The sequence below is a fragment of the Paenibacillus sp. FSL L8-0641 genome (assembly GCF_038006265.1).
GTDB classification, from domain to species: domain Bacteria; phylum Bacillota; class Bacilli; order Paenibacillales; family Paenibacillaceae; genus Paenibacillus; species Paenibacillus polymyxa_D.
Window position 1 is genome coordinate 2,769,951 of record NZ_JBBOUW010000001.1, and the last position, 16,067, is coordinate 2,786,017.

Genomic DNA, 16,067 nt, shown 5'->3' on the forward strand with positions numbered 1-16,067 from the left:
TTCAAGAAAGAACATTTTTAAAGCTGTTTAAAGTACGTTGCTCTGCTTTGTGATCCAACACTGCAAAAACAATCCGGTCAAACAGCAAACCATATCCTTCATCTACAATTACTTGCTTGAACCAGAGGGCAACCTCTTCCGGCTTATTGCGGAATACCCCGCAACCATAGGCTCCCAGCACAAGATGTTCTACGCCGTTTTGCTTAGCCATTCCAAGAATGTAACGGATTCGCTCCAGCATCACTTCACCAATCCGATTCACCTGCTCTGGCTCCCGTTCTCGCACCACTCCAGCATTTACAGCAGGTGCGGTCAGGAAATCGACTTGATACGGCTTCTCCAACAATGTTCCCTGATCATCCCGAAATACCGGAACTTCAGGCGAATAAATCATATAATCTGAATAAAAACAGCTCCGCAGCTTCCGATTATGTCCATACATCTCTTCCATTTGTGAAATGCAAGGATACAACGCTGACGAACGAGCCAAGCTTTCCTCTTGAGCCTGGCTGCCTCCGAGAAATCCACCTCCCGGGTTTTTGGCTGATGCAAAATTCAAACACGCCACGTGGGTCAGCTTCTCCTCTACCTGGAGTCTGTATGCCGCCTGTAACGTGCTTTCTCCCGTAACCTCCAATTTTGCAATGATCCTCTGTTCGTCTATGCGGGAAAAAGGCTCCAATATACTTTTTATTCTTTGCTCTGCCTCTTGTTTTACAGTTACCAGCTGAGAAGGTGTATATAACTTCGAGCCTGTGACCGCATTCCCTATGTCATTTGTCATATTTACTTGAGCCTGTTTGTTATTCGTATAATACCCATGTTCCAAAATGGATAGTGTTTCCTGCGCCATACTCGATCGGGCATCTCGGTTGCTCCGAGAATTCATTGTATTTTTCATGATGACCATTCCTCCTTTTGCAATACATCCTCACGTAAATTCGTCAATATTTCTCCTAGCCAGTTCGTGCCACGCCATAGCTTGCGGTTCCGTATACGAGCATCGTTCTCAGCTAAGCCTACACCCCAAATGGTGTCGGTTGGACTAGCCTCAACCAGAGTGGTTCCTTTCGTTTTAAGCAGGTGCTTGAGCAAATTCGGATTTTGTGTAAACTTGGCGTAATTACCGTCATACACAAATTGCCGGCAATTGGCCTCCCACAAGGATTGGTCAAATCCGCGCACACTGCGGCCGCGGGCTTTTTGTTCCCTTGGAGTAGGGGCTTGCATAATTTTCAAGGCCGCCTCTTCATCCCCAAAAAGCTGGGCTTTTTTTAACATCATATATTGCTCGGCACAGTTAAACTCCATTCCATCCACGACAAAATCAGAAGGATACCATTGCGAAAACGGCGAATGACTGCGATAAAAAAACGTAAACTTTTCCATGATGATTCCTCATTTCATATTCCTTATGTTACATAAAACGCGACCGAGGCTTAAATCGGTATAACTTGGATGGACGGTGTCCGGCCGCTTTTCTATACTCATTGGTTTCTTCCACGAGATCAGCTATTTTGCGACGAAAAGCTGCAGCCAACAGCTCCTTACCTAGAATAATTTCATACACCTGCTGAAGCTCACTTAGTGTAAATAGAGCCGGCATCAGGTGAAATGCGATATCTGTGTATTCTATTTTGCTGCGCAGACGCTCTATACCGTACGCAATAATTTTGGCATGATCAAAAGCAATTCCCTGTGACTCCAGCACTTCTCGCTTGATTTCAATGGTTCTTCCCTTAAGAATTTCAGTTATTTTTACTTTGGCTGACAGATGGATGTCCCCATGCTTCAATGTGATGTCAATGTCTTGTTCCCATGTGTAACCTTCCGGCTGATTCGTCCGCGTCTCCTGAGCTACGCTGTAATCCAGCTCAAACCATTGGGCATCAGCGGCATCATCCCCCGCCTGTACCTCCAAGGAATCGTGGTCAACTAAAGCCATGTAAGCGCAACTGATCACCCGCATACGTGGATCACGTGCCACATCTCCCCAAGTATATAGCTGCTCCATATAAATCTGATCCACATTCGTTTCCGTTTTAAGCTCGCGTCGTGCAGCTTCTTCCAGACTTTCATCTATGCCTACAAAACCACCTGGCAACGCCCATTGTCCTATATAGGGATGCTCCCCTCTTTGGATCAAAAGAAGCTGTAGGGTCTTCTCCGGCAGCTTACGGTAATTTTGTTGGAGCTGATCCATTACCGTAAATAGCAGCATATCTACCGTTACGGATGGGCGCTCATATTCACTCGCATCATAAGCGGCCAAAAATTCCTCTTCCGTCAAGCCACTGTAATTATGTTTCAATCCATCTGTCACTTGCGTCACCTACCTGTTCATATATGGGTATTTCATCGCTTTTGAGTCAAAAGTGGCGAATGCTCTATGTAACTTTTAATTTGAATCAATTGATAAAAACAAAATGTTAATATCAATACAATAATATATAAAAACTGCTTCGTCAATAGGGTGTATAGACCTATTTTTAAACGTTTGATAGTACTGTTAGACTGTTTACTGAATTTTACTTGTTGCTTATTGTCATATCATGTATGATGTTTTGGTCAATATAGGAAACACAACATACTAATCACGTAGGGAGAAGATCCAATTGTCTAACCAGTTTAATCCGCAAAACAATCAACAAGGAGCACCATCCAGACCAGCCCCTGTGTACCCGCCTCCAGTCTCATTCAAGGAATGGATGATCAGTTTACTTCTGATGGCTATACCGGTAGTTGGACTTATTATGCTGTTTGTGTGGGCATTTAGCGGCTCGACTAATCCGAGCAAAGCTAATTACGCTAAAGCAGGCCTTCTTTGGGCCGCTATTGTAATCGTGATCTATATCATTATGGCTGTTGCTCTGTTGCCTGCACTCATAAGTTCATTGAATTCAAGCAGCTACTATTGATTCCAAGTACATAGCAAAACAACCTTCCGATAAATCAATCTGATACATCAGAAGGTCTTTAAACTAAACTGCCGACCCCGTCGGCAGTTTTTATTTGATCTCTTTTCCCTTTAATTGTACCAAAGATCATCTGTTTTAAGTTCCTGTAGACTGCTCAAAAACGATTTTGAGTTATCAACATAAAGTTCAGTATCAATATAGTACAGCCTTTTATCATGTAAGCATTGATCAATATACTCTGCATTTAATATACTTTTATCTTCTACATTGGCGGCAAAAGCTTGCAGTTTGGGAAGCGCGGTTTTCTGATATTCAAGCCATGAATGATGGAATCCAGCTGGCTCCTCCAGACAATAAATGTCATGATACAGCGCTTCAGCAATCCCCTTCTTCCTGAGATAGTCGGGTAAGAAAGGCATACTTTTGAAGTACCGGCCGGTCATGGCGAACACGCGATAGCTCCAATAAGGAGCACCGTGATTAGATTGGCAAAAAAGATTCAGGAAGAATACAGAGTAGTGCATTTTAATTGTAATAACTTGATGTTTCTTCACTTCCGAAACAATACGATCCGCCATCCGGTTATCAATGATCTCATCAAAATCAGCCAAAATGATCACATCATCATCCTCAACCTTATCCTGCAAGATAGAGATACTCTTGTTTCTTTGGCAAGCCTCATTATGAAACGCACTGTTATGGCTGAGCAGACGCCAGTACCAGCGGTCAAAGTTATCCGCACCGCAGCTATCCACATCAAAGTACAATGAGTGCTTCTCAGGTTCACGAAACAGTTGATCCGCATGAAATGGATGATAAATGACCTTGGGACCAACATAATCTGGATTAAAGTTCCGAGGCTTATCTAAATAGCTGAACGTCTTGTTAGCTTCGATCACGTGCAACTCATCAATCCAACCGGAATTTTCTTTTATTTTAATATCTGCAATGCGATTTTCATTGAAAAATGGACAAAATTCATATATTTTCATAATCTGAAGCTCCCCTCCGCTATCATGGTATATGGGCGAACACTGATGCTTTGGCACAGATGTCTGGATATGAGGCGTATTAGCTCAGCGATCGTCTGATCCTTATAATGCAGTGAACTATAATAGCAGGTTAAACTTAATCTGTCGCATCTAAGACCTGCCGTCATATTTAACTTGTAAGCAGAGGGATTGTCCGCCGCGTTCGTATTTCCGTAAGATATGGGTAAAGGCTCAAACAAATCATCAGCTATCCCGTTCATTTCCTCTGATTGGTAATGGAAAAGCATGTGTGTTCCGTCCCTTAGTGGTTCCTTATCTAGATAAATTCCCTGTATCATATGTCGTAAAATAAAATAATCCAAGCCTTCAGATGGTATATGCCGCAACGTATGTGTGACATGTCTCAGTGCCGTTTCCCAATTCCCCAATAGTTCTCCTTCTGGGATCTGAATTCGAAGGGGGTATGCACCGGCAAAAAAACCGATAGTACGATCAATCATAATACCCGGCAAAAAAGACTCACGTTGATAAGACATCACATGCAGCAGCAAATCCGATTGCTTTTTCAATTGGAAACAAGCTTGTGACAACGCCGTCAGTAAGATGCTCAGTGGAGTAGTATGATGCTTCATAGCCAATGCCTTTAGAAGAAGAATATGCTCCTCTCCTTCAAGTAAATCATACGTTATAGTTCTCATGTGTCGGTGAAGAGGCTGTATCTCCGATTCCCTGTCAACCTGTAAAGATTGGCCGCCTTCCACAACCTTACTCCAGAAAGTGGATGCTTTAGGAAAAGGGTCCTTTGCCGCATATTGCGACAACGCTATGCACCAATCCCGATAACTGCTTTCCTTCTCCTCCGCATGTAACGCCAAATCACTCCTTTTTCCCGGCAAGAGAAGATATCTCAACTCTTCTAAAAAAATGTTTATGGAAATCCCGTCAAAAATTAAATGATGGAACAGAAGTAATATCACCTGTTGTCTCTTTTCGCAATAATGGTCAAACAACACAACTTTCCATAAAGGTCCTTCCTTGATATCGAATTCATGCTGCACTTTCGAGCAGTATTCCGAAATGTAGGCGTCATGCGACCCTGAGACCATGTGCAAATCTACGTAAGAAACTACCTGTCCTGCACTTATTTTCTGCTCAAACTGATACCATTCATCATCCAGTTGAGCAAACGACAGCCGCAACGCCGCATGTTTGTTCAATAGTGGTTCAATCGACGCGTTCAGCAATTCTGTAGGAATGTAATTCTTGAGCCGAGCCAAGTAAGGTACATTAAACATGTTATAATTCACGAGATCTCTTTGGAAAAAACGTTTTTGTACAGCAGACAGCGGAAATCCGTCATCCGGGTATTCTTTTCTTATAGACTGATATGGGATATCCATGTTCGGACAAAGGTCAGTTGCTGTATCCGTCATTGCATTGATCAATGAGAGGGCCAAACGTTCGATCGTCTGTTCGCGAAATATTTGGTTGACCGTAACCGGATATCCACTTTTTTGCAACAGGCTGGCTATGCGTAGTGCATGGAGCGAATGTCCTCCCAACGTGTGGAAATCTTCAGTCTTGCCAATGTAATCAAGCTTCAGAACCGTGCACCAAACTGCTTCTATGGTTTGCTCCAGTTCAGTCTTCGGTCCAGCATTTGCTTCCTTATCGCTGCTATGGATTTCAGGTAAAGGAAGACTTTTGCGATCGATTTTCCCGTTAGCCGTTAATGGGAACGATTTCAGCCAAACGTAACGAAACGGTAACATATAAGAAGGAAGACCTTCGGCCATAAAAGTATGAAGCTGCTCCACTCGTTGCTCCTCTTCCGCTGTATAGTAAGCGATCATCCGCAAATCGCCATAAACCTCCCGGATAAAGACCAGACATTCTTTCACTACAGGATAGCTGCTAAGACGGAACTCGACTTCTCCGAGTTCGATTCGATAGCCGCGAAGTTTCACCTGATCGTCAGCCCGTCCGATATACTCGATATTCCCGTCTGGCAGCCATCTCGCCCGATCTCCCGTACGGTATAGAATTGAATTCGTACCTCTTTCACCATCTTTGGCAGAGCGATATGGATTCGGTGCAAACGCATGCTGTGTCAATTGGTTTTGCCGCCAATACCCCCTTGCAACCCCGTCTCCCCCCACGCATAATTCCCCGATTGCTCCGACAGGCTGAACACGACCCCACTTGTCCAGAATATAACAAGTTGAGTTACTAATGGGCTTGCCAATAGGAATATTCTGCTCAAAAGGCTTTTCGATCCGGTAGCTCGTCGAAAAGGTGGTGTTCTCCGTAGGACCGTATACATTGAGAATCGAAAGTTCCGGATTGGCAAGACGGATACGATTGATATGCTTAACCGACAAAACTTCCCCACCTATGAGCAACCATTGGAGTCCAGCAAATATCTTTTCATTTTCTTCAATCCAGTGATTACACAGTGCAGAACTTAGCCATAGTGTATTAATTCTCCACTCCTTCATCCGCTGCTCCAGCACATGTATATTTAGAAGATCATCTTTTGAAACTACAAACAGCTGTCCTCCATTCAGCAGCGTCCCCCAAATTTCAAACGTAGAAGCGTCAAAAACAGGCGAACCTGTATAAAGCAATCTGATATCAGAAGAAAACGGAAAATAACAGGTGTTTTTGACCAAGCGAATGACATTGCGATGTTCCACCATAACGCCTTTCGGTTTTCCCGTCGATCCGGATGTATACATTAGATAAGCAAGGTCATTGGGAGCAATCATGTTCTCCTTCTCTTCTTGTTCCACAACTCCATTTTGGTCAAAATACTTTGTATCCATCAGTGTTAAACGGATTCCCTTACAGGCTTCCGAGATACGTTCCGCTCCTTCCTGTGAAGTGATAATGGTGTCCAGTCCAGCGTCCTTGATTAATTCGCGGGTTCTTGCTGCCGGAAAATCGGGGTCAATGGGAACATAGGCATATCCCGCTTTCATGATCGCCAGGATGGAGACAATGAATTCAAGAGAGCGCGGCAAGTAAACTCCAATAAACTTTCCATGATTGTTATCATCAGCATCATCCGTTAACATCTTGGCAACGTGCTGGGATATGAGGTTTAGGGTGTGGTAGGACATAACCTGATTGTGCGCAATTACTGCAGGCTGTGAAGACCGCAGCTCCGCTTGCTCTTGGAATAGATCAATAATTGAACGCTCTCTGGGATATGCTGTATACGTATTGTTCCAGTCGTAGACGATTCGTTCATATTCATCCTTGTTCATGAAGCAAACGTCTCTGACGTTGTAATTCGGGTATTCCAGCACATATTCCAGCGTATTTAGCAGATGCTCTGCTAGTCGACAAACCGTTTCTTGGTTCAATCGATCTGCATCATACATAAACTTGATGGTGATCTGTTCCCCGTCATTGGCAACGGTGATCGTCATTGGATAATTCGTTTTCTCTCGTTCCTCCATAGCTGACATCTTCAATTCATTTTCTGGTTGCCGATAGTCGTTCAAATAATTTTCGAATGCTACGATGCTGTAAAACATGACATGTCCTTGAATACCAGTCCAGCTCTTCAGTTCATTCAGACTCACATAGCTGTAGTCATTTAGTTTCTGAATGGTTTGGTGCAGCTTTTGTACATATTCAGTGATGGTTTGCTCGACATTCCAGTGCATGACCAAAGGCAGCGTATTAATCAGCATACCTGTGATCTGATCCGCTTTTGCAAGATCCGATCCCCTTCCGGAAACGACCATACCAAATATGGTTGTATCCGCATCTTGATAGACTTGTAGCACTTTACCCCATGCAAACTGCACCAACGTATTTAGCGAAACTTGTGCTTGCTGAACAAAATCAGCGATCCGCTTGGTTCGTCTCGGATCAATACAAAGAGTCTCGATCTGCTGGTTCTCAATCGGTTGATGTACCTCGGGAAGTATGCCCTTCTCTATCGGTAGTTGGGTTGGCTCCGTTACGTCGGCTAAATATGCCTTCCAGAATAACTCGGCCTCTGTGCGATCCTTATTGTTTAACCAACGAATATAAGTTTCATAAGAACGGGTCAAGCTGCGCTGTGGCATCCGGTTTTGCAGGCTACAAGCATAGAGCTCATGAACTCGATTTATTAGTAGCGGCAGGCTCCAACCGTCCAGCAAAATATGGTGGTAGCTCCAGATCATCGTCCATTCGTTTGAAGCAGTCTGAATCAGTGTTATGCGGAATGCAGGCTGACTCAGATCAAAACGGCGATTACGATCCATTGTCATCCAGCGTTCGATACACTCTTGTTGCTGCTCTGGTTGCTCTACTTCAAAATCCAAAAATGTCCAATCCCATTCTGCATTTCGGATAATACATTGTATGGGCTTGTCCAACGCCTCCCAAATGTAGCAAGTCCGCAAGCTATCATTTTCAGAAATAATGCTGTTCCAGACTTCCCGGTAACGGTCAACCTCTAGCCTACCATGATATTTCCAACTAACCTGCACAAAGTATTGATCGGAACTAGGATGATCTAAATAATGGAACAGCAGTCCTTCTTGTAAGGGACTTAGGTACATCATTTTATCCAAACCATATTGCCAATGATATGTCTTTACGATCTCGTCAAGCGAATGTTGTTCCAGTGACACGGATGGAAAATCACTAGGTGTGAACTCTTGGTGTTCAGTCCGGCTACAATGTTCGATAATAGCAAGCACACGTGTTATAAAAGTATCTAACAACTGAGTAATGGTGGTTTCTTCATAGTGACGTTTGCTATATTTCATAAACAAATGCAGCTTGCTATGAACAATGGAACAGTTGAGTTCCAATAGGCTTGTTCCATGATTAAGCGGCGAGCTATAATCCTGTGCTGCGTCACTTGTAAACCCTAACCACTGGTTTAATTCGCTCGCATTCCCCTGATCAAACTGGCCCAAGTAATTGAAAAGAGCCTGAGGTTCAGAAGCTGATAACTCGGAACGGACTTCTGTATTCGGATGGCAGTATCTCAAAGCGCCATATGACATGCCGCGGTGAGGAATACAACGCAACTGCTCTTTGACAGATTTAATCGTCGCTCCCAAGGGGGAACTGTCCGTAATCTGAATGCATACCGGAAACATGGAGGTAAACCAACCGATGGTTCTTGTCAGATCTATATCGGATACAAAGTGCTCACGTCCATGGCCTTCTAAGCGAAACGAAATCGTCTTCTGCCCAGACCAAGCGGAGAGCGCCAGGGACCAGGCTGTAAGTAGCAGGTCGTTAATCTCGGTATGATAAGCCTGAGAGCAATGGTGCAAAAGCAGTTCCGTATCGTCAGGAGTAAGCATTGTAACTAATTCCGAAGACTCACTGCTCTTTTTACGATCCGGGTAATGGTCTACTGGCAGTACAAATGCTGTAGTTTGATGCTGTACTTTTTTCCAATATTCAATATGACGTAAAGTATCTTTATGTCTAGAATAACTCATCAATGCAGAATGCCACTTCTTGTATGGATTTAAAACGGGAGGCAACGCTGTACCCTGATACAATTGATACAATTCCTGAACCAATATTCTCCAAGACACTCCATCAATGACCAGATGATGTATAGTCATAAACAGACGGGCTTTACCGTCAGGGTGGCCTTGAATTACTCCTGCATACATCATGGCGCCCGTCTCATAATTCAATTGTCTGTTCCACGTATCACATATGCTTGAAATTTCGGATTCGGGATAATCGACTTGTTGAAGGGTGTAGCTAGCCAGTTGAATGGAAGCATCCTTTCGGTAGCGCTGCGAATACGCATGTTCCTTGACTACGATCTCCATCGACAGCTCTGGATGTAATCGAATCAATTGATTAATGGCGGTTTCCAGCTTCACAGGATCACAATCACGGAGTACAAACAGCTGGGATTGGTTGAAATAATGCGGCTCTACAAACTGTTGCTCGAAAAACCAGTGCTGGATCGGTGTCAAACCAAATTCGCCTGTCAAGTCAATGCTGAGATCTTCCTTTTGATCATTGTCTGTCCAAGTAACCACAGCAGCTAATTTCTGAATGGTTGGATACTCCGCAACTTGTCTTGGAGTAAGCATGATACCATGATCCCTGGCCATAGATACGACCTGAATGGCAAGAATTGAGTCTCCCCCAACCGCGTAAAAATGGTCGTTAACCCCGATATCTCCTCTTTTTAAAATCTGCCGCCAAATCCAAAGCAAGCGCTTTTCGAAACCGTCCTCGTCTGCTTCCACAATTTCATCAGCTTGATTAAATAAGGTACCCCTCGGATCAGGGAGAGCTCCACGGTCGACTTTACCGTTTGTATTTACTGGAACTGACTCCAGATAACAAAAATATGAAGGAACCATATAAGCTGGTAATACAGAGTTTAAGTGCTGTGTCAGATCGGCCTCTTTCAGCTCTTCTACAGCAGTATAATAGGCCACCAGTTTATGGTAGGCCCCGTCCTTCCAGGCTTGAACGACACATTGACCGATGTCAGGATGTTGGCGGAGCTGATGTTCTATTTCACCTAGCTCGATACGATACCCTCTGATTTTAATTTGTTCATCACTACGGCCGATAAAAACCAATTCACCATCCGGCGTCCATTTCACAATGTCCCCGGTTTTATATAGCCGCTCACTGTGTGGCGGATATTCACTGCTAATTACAACCTCTTTGTGAACGAACTGTTCCTGAGTCAGTTCTTCACGATTCAAATATCCTCTGGCAAGCCCTATGCCGCCCACCCATAATTCACCGAGAACGCCGACAGGCACAGGACTGCCGAATGGATTCAAAACGAATAAACGTTTGTTATAGACGGGTTTGCCGATTGTAATTTCTTTTCCCGGTCTGCAGACGGAAGTAGAACAAATAATCGTCACTTCGGTCGGCCCGTAAGCGTTCACGAATCGTCTTCCTCTTCCCCAATAGTCCACAATATCAGGCGTACAGGGTTCTCCAGCAGATACAATTGTCCGTAACCTTGGCAGTTCTCTATGTTTCATCGTTCGCAGCACAGATGGCGTTAGCATCGCAACGTGGATATTTTTCTCTTCAAGAATATCTGAAATGTCTGCATAAGGAGGCAGTTCCTCGTCTGACAGAACAACCACTGTTCCGCCTACTGATAGCGTGCCGATCCATTCATAGACTGAAGCGTCGAAACTAATGGAGGCGAATTGCATGACTCTTGAATCTGAGGTGATACCAAACTTTTCAACAAGATAAGGGATCAACGTAACCAGACCCGCGTGTTCAATAAGGGTTCCCTTCGGTTTTCCAGTAGAACCGGATGTGTAGATGACATAAGCGAGATCATTCTGTGTAACCTTGATCTTCAAGTTTTCGTAGGGATAGTAGTCCTGCTGCACCAAGCATTCATCCACACAAATCAGCGAATGTATTCCCATACCCATTTGAGAAATATATGGATTTAGCCTACTTACTAATTGGCTGTGCGTTATAATCATTTGGGCCTGTGCATCTTCTAAAATAAATCGCAGCCGTTCCCCAGGATATTGGGGATCGATCGGAAGATAAGCAGCGCCCGCTTTCATAACTCCAAACATCGACGGGATCACATCTGCGCTTCTATCCAAGACGATGGCAATCAGCGTGCCGGTCGGCAGAACGCCATGCCCCTGTATCGAATACGACTCTAAAATCATTCGGCTGATTTGATTTGCCCGGTGATTTAACTCATAGTAGGTCAGCTTCTGCTCTCCAAACTCTAAAGCGATTGCATCGGGTGTTCGGCTAGCCTGCTCCTCGATCAATTGAACCACAGTTTTATCCAAAGGATAGGCTTGTTCCGTATCATTCCATTGTTGCATCTGTCTGCGTTCTCTTGTGGTCAGCATGGGGTGAAATAGTACCGTCTTCTCCGGAAGAAGGAGTGCATTTGCCAGCAGTGTTTTGAAATGGCCTGCGAATCTAGCGATCTGCATTTTTCCGAAACGGCTGCCATCATACTGTATTGCGCACTCCAATATATCCGGGTCATACCGGTAGCAGAGCGCGATTTCTGGCTGATCTATACCGTAAAGGGGAGGGGACTTTTCCGCATTTAAACTTGGAGAAGGAAAGTCACCATAAATCTCTGCGATACACACATTGAAGAAATCCTTCCCTGCCCCTGATGGAGGATCAACTTTAGTTTGCTGCGAAAAATCCTCTCTCAATTCGTCGCTACTATGTTGTTTGTTCCATTCCATTTGTATCCTTTGTATCAAAGAGAGAAGATGATCTTCCTTCTGTATATGAATGAGTAATGGATAATCCAGACGACATTCTTTCCCTTCCTTGTCTGATACCACGGAATATAAAACAGGCAGAGCGTATTGATTGGAGTAATGGGATAGCAGTACGGACCATATGGCTGTTATAAAAGAAGGCATACCCAACTGATGATGCTGTACAAAACCCATAATCGTTTTGACCTGTCTTGTCCCCAAACGAATCTTGTAAAGTGCTTGATCATCGCCTTCGGGCAATCCGGCATTTCCTTTTTGCTGAGAAAATAAAGGCAAGTAACGTCGCGGCCTATCAGAACTACTCTGATTAGATGTATTAGCTGATTCCATCACGTTATTAAACCTCCCCTATCCGGGATGCCATACCGGCAGCTTGATAAAATGCAGCCCTGACTTCCTCAACCTCTATCTCGTAACTGCATCGTATAGAAAAAATAAGGCCGTCCGTGTAGGAAGAAGCAATGCAATTGAACAGTGAATAGATCGGCAGCGGATTGGGTTGCTTTATGATAGTTTCATCATAATAATTGCTGTATTTTGAGTCTGCCTTAGCGCTGTTTCCTAAATAGTTAAACATGAATAAGTCTAGTTGCTCGTACTGCTTCCCAAACTGTGCAAGTGTTCTGGCACGTTCCCACTTGTCTTTGTAATCAGGACTTGTAAGAAGATGCATAAAATTAATCGTATGGTGTTTTAATAATTCCAGTCTGCTTCTGACAGACTGCATCATTTCATCCGGATTTTGTTTCAGTTCGATCAGCATAGGTACAAAATCAATAAATTCACCGGCCGTGTTATAATAAGCCGCCTCCTCGTACCTTCTTCCATCATATAAAAATAACAATGGTAGCTTATCCATACCTAAATAAGTTTGCAAGCCCCTTGTATAGACAGAAAGCGCAAACTCCAAAGAAGGATTTTCAGCAGGGATGCTTACGTTAAACAGGTAGGCTTCTGTGCACGTTCGAAGATTTGGTGCCTGGAAGACATTTTGTTTGCTTTTTTGAAACGCTTCCAAATTAAAGGCTGATATCAATTCTTGTTCCGTAATTCCTTTCGGTCCACTTTGGATTAGATTGACATACTCCACATAGGGCTTCACTTCATCCGTAGGAAGGGGTCGATTTTGAAGCAGACTCCTGTAGTAAGCAACCAACTGTCTTTCAGCTACTTCCGAGGTCACCCGATCGCATATCGCATGATGATAAATAGTTATGACATAATGTTCACGAAGGTTTCGTTTCAGCACAAACATGTGGAACAAAGTATGTTCTTCGGCGAAACGGGTGTTCGTAACATAATCATTTATCATGTCCGTAATGGGACCACATGGGTTGTAATCCGACACATCAATGATGTTGAGTTTTGGTAAACCATCGCTAGAAGGTACGTATTCCCTCCAATAAGTCCATTCATCTCTTTGGACCGGGACACTTCTCAGTAATCCTTGACTTTGTACAAAATGAGCGAAAGCCTGATCCAAAAAATCGTAATTCACGCACTCATCCAGCCTAAATATACCTAAACTTGGAGGTGTATCAAACGAAATTTGCATTTGCTGAATTCCACTTAGCGGATATTCTTGTGCCACTGCTCCTGTTTTAATCCACTGATCTTTTTTCAAATAATCGTTTTCCAGAAGCTTGCGTAAACCTTCCACCTGATCCAGATCCATGCTTTTTAAGCCCAGACGTTGGAAAAATACCTCTTCATCCATGGTCCAGTATAGATCAGCCATTTTAGTTTTTTGATGCAGTGGTACAATGTAGTGTGGCAGTAGCTCTTGAGTTATTTTCCCGTCCATGATCCGCATGATATGGTTAACGTCAGCCACCGTGTCGCAGTAAAGCACCTGAATATCTCTAACTTCGTGAATAAAATCCCTTACTTGGTATTTCACCAGCTCGTAAACACCATCTGTTTCTTGGTGAAGCCAAGATATCAACTCTTGAGTTGTTTTTATGATGTCCTGTTGCTTTTCGGACCCTACAATATTATTCTGAGTTGAATGAAGATAATCAGCGAGTGCCCGAATCGTTTTATAGTGGTAAATGTCTGTTAAAGTGGCGTGATATCCTGCACGCTCCATTCTCGACATTAATGTAAGCGCATGAATAGAATGCCCACCGAGGTCGAAGAAGCTATCTAAAACACTGAACTGCTGCACACCCAATACATCCTGCCAGATGTCCATCAGCTTCGTTTCCAGTCCTGGCTTAGGAGACACATATTCTGCTCCACCATGCATATTCTCTTCAAGGGCCAACAGTGCCTTGCGGTCCAGCTTACCATTCAGTGTCAATGGCATTTGTTCTAGTTGTATATAAAAAGATGGAATCATGTAATTCGGCAGCTTTATAGAGAGAGCCGTTTTAATTTCATCTGCTGTCAGTTTTTTGGTCGCCGTAAAGTATGCTTCCAGTTGCTTTTGACCGGCCTCCTTTTCACGGGCAATAACTGCCGCTTGTTGTATATCATCTACTTTTAATAAATGCGACTCTATTTCCCCAGGCTCAATTCGATAACCCCGTATTTTCACTTGATCGTCGATCCGGCTGATATATTCGATGTTTCCGTCCGCTTGCTCTTGCACCAAATCTCCGGTTCGATACAACCTGCCTCCAGGTACCCATGAAGACTGAATAAACCTCTCTTCTGTCAGCTCTGGACGATTCAAATAACCTTTAACTAATCCATCGCCAGCGATGTACAGTTCACCTGCAACTCCCTGTGGCAGAGGATGCTGCTCTTGATCCAAGATGTAAACCTTCGTGTTGCTGATGGGTTTGCCGATCGGTACGGTATTTGCATTTTCGTCCAAATGATCGATATGATAATAAGTAGAAAATACCGTGCTCTCCGTCGGTCCATAGACATGAATTAAGCGGCCCGGACCTAGACGGGCAAACGCTCTACGCACATGGCTGACTGAAACCTTCTCACCACCGAATAGCAAGGTTTCAATTGTTGCAAAGCAATCGGGATCCACATCCACCAATGCATTAAAAAGTGCTGTCGTGACGAAGCATTTCGTGATCTTTTGTGTCCGTAGGACGCTTGATAGCTCACGTGCATTCATGGTTTGATCTTGTGAGTTCAAAACGAGAGTGCCTCCGTTAAGCAAAGCTCCATAAATACCAAATGTAGAACCATCGAACGAAAAACTGGCCACTTGTAATATCCTATCTTTTGTCGAGAATTGGATGTAATTCGGCTTTTTAACAACACGTGTAATATTGTAGTGCATCGTCAGGGTGCCCTTAGGTACGCCTGTAGAGCCAGACGTATACATAATGCAAGCAAGGGTGTCGGAACCTTGCTTAGATGAGAGATTCCCTGTTTCTTTCCCATAGTTCCGCTTGTCCATCAAATCCAGTACAACACTGGCGAGTTCTGTTTGCTGGTGGATTGGAAGCCGGGTCAGCAGGAGATTTGCACCAGAATCCGTCAGCATATAGCGTATACGTTCCCTCGGGTATTCAGGATCAATCGGCACATACGCTCCCCCAGCTTTTAAAATCCCGAAAATTCCGATGATCATTTCCAATGAACATTCGACCATCATTCCGACAGCCTCGTCTTGATCTAAACCTTTAGCCCGCAAAACATGTGCTAGTTGATTAGCCTGTTTGTTCAGATCAGCATACGTCAAGTGCTTGTCCCCAAATACAACTGCTATGTGATCCGGTGTGCGCTCAACCTGCTCTTCGAACAGTTGATGAATCGTTTTCTCCCGCGGGTAATCCGCTAACATACCGTGTACCATGCTCCACTTCATCTCCTTCTCCTATTAACTTTTTTAAAGATGGGAATCTTTCTTATGAGCCAATGCTAAAAAAGGTATATGTGCCACTTAGAAGTGATTTCTGGATAGGCAGTTGGATGAAGAGAATGAAGACTACAGAGGATAA

Annotated in this window: 7 protein-coding genes; 1 reads left to right on the plus strand and 6 read right to left on the minus strand. The window is 43.9% G+C overall.

The annotated features are described in order from the left end of the window. Position 1 precedes the first annotated feature (1 nt). The 3 genes from MKY16_RS12275 to MKY16_RS12285 are packed head-to-tail and all read right to left on the minus strand — an operon-like array spanning position 2 to position 2,323. Positions 2 to 901, minus strand: coding sequence for a TIGR02452 family protein (locus MKY16_RS12275; protein WP_340955507.1), 900 nt, complete (start codon positions 899 to 901; stop codon positions 2 to 4). Further along, positions 898 to 1,389 carry an NADAR family protein gene (locus MKY16_RS12280; RefSeq protein WP_039273133.1) on the minus strand — a complete coding sequence of 164 codons (492 nt, stop codon included), beginning with the start codon at positions 1,387 to 1,389 and terminating at the stop codon, positions 898 to 900. Before MKY16_RS12280 ends, MKY16_RS12275 begins: the two co-directional genes overlap by 4 nt. 28 nt (positions 1,390 to 1,417) lie before the next feature. Beyond that, positions 1,418 to 2,323, minus strand: coding sequence for an NUDIX hydrolase (locus tag MKY16_RS12285; RefSeq protein WP_029515141.1), 906 nt, complete (start codon positions 2,321 to 2,323; stop codon positions 1,418 to 1,420). Positions 2,324 to 2,615: 292 nt separating this feature from the next. Here MKY16_RS12285 and MKY16_RS12290 point away from each other — a divergent pair, with 292 nt between their 5' ends. Beyond that, positions 2,616 to 2,918: a hypothetical protein gene (locus MKY16_RS12290; RefSeq protein WP_069011801.1), complete on the plus strand. Its 303-nt coding sequence runs from the start codon at positions 2,616 to 2,618 to the stop codon at positions 2,916 to 2,918. Between the two features lie 110 nt (positions 2,919 to 3,028). Here the strand turns inward: MKY16_RS12290 and MKY16_RS12295 are convergent, their stop codons facing one another. The 3 genes from MKY16_RS12295 to MKY16_RS12305 are packed head-to-tail and all read right to left on the minus strand — an operon-like array spanning position 3,029 to position 15,934. Next, positions 3,029 to 3,910, minus strand: a complete 882-nt coding sequence (locus MKY16_RS12295) for a hypothetical protein (protein WP_340955508.1) — start codon at positions 3,908 to 3,910, stop codon at positions 3,029 to 3,031. Continuing rightward, the gene (locus MKY16_RS12300; RefSeq protein WP_340957568.1) at positions 3,907 to 12,486 is read right to left on the minus strand and encodes an amino acid adenylation domain-containing protein; all 8,580 of its coding nucleotides are present in this window, start codon (positions 12,484 to 12,486) and stop codon (positions 3,907 to 3,909) included. The genes MKY16_RS12295 and MKY16_RS12300 overlap by 4 nt, the downstream gene beginning before the upstream one ends. 7 nt (positions 12,487 to 12,493) lie before the next feature. Then, positions 12,494 to 15,934, minus strand: coding sequence for an amino acid adenylation domain-containing protein (locus tag MKY16_RS12305; RefSeq protein WP_245231637.1), 3,441 nt, complete (start codon positions 15,932 to 15,934; stop codon positions 12,494 to 12,496). Positions 15,935 to 16,067: the final 133 nt, after the last annotated feature.

What these genes read in the sequence shown, in the direction of transcription:
- MKY16_RS12275 (WP_340955507.1), bottom strand. Translation starts at nt 901, where the DNA reads ATGAAAAATACAATGAATTCTCGGAGCAACCGAGATGCCCGATCGAGT.
- MKY16_RS12280 (WP_039273133.1), bottom strand. Translation starts at nt 1,389, where the DNA reads ATGGAAAAGTTTACGTTTTTTTATCGCAGTCATTCGCCGTTTTCGCAA.
- MKY16_RS12295 (WP_340955508.1), bottom strand. Translation starts at nt 3,910, where the DNA reads ATGAAAATATATGAATTTTGTCCATTTTTCAATGAAAATCGCATTGCA.
- MKY16_RS12300 (WP_340957568.1), bottom strand. Translation starts at nt 12,486, where the DNA reads ATGGAATCAGCTAATACATCTAATCAGAGTAGTTCTGATAGGCCGCGA.
- MKY16_RS12305 (WP_245231637.1), bottom strand. Translation starts at nt 15,934, where the DNA reads ATGAAGTGGAGCATGGTACACGGTATGTTAGCGGATTACCCGCGGGAG.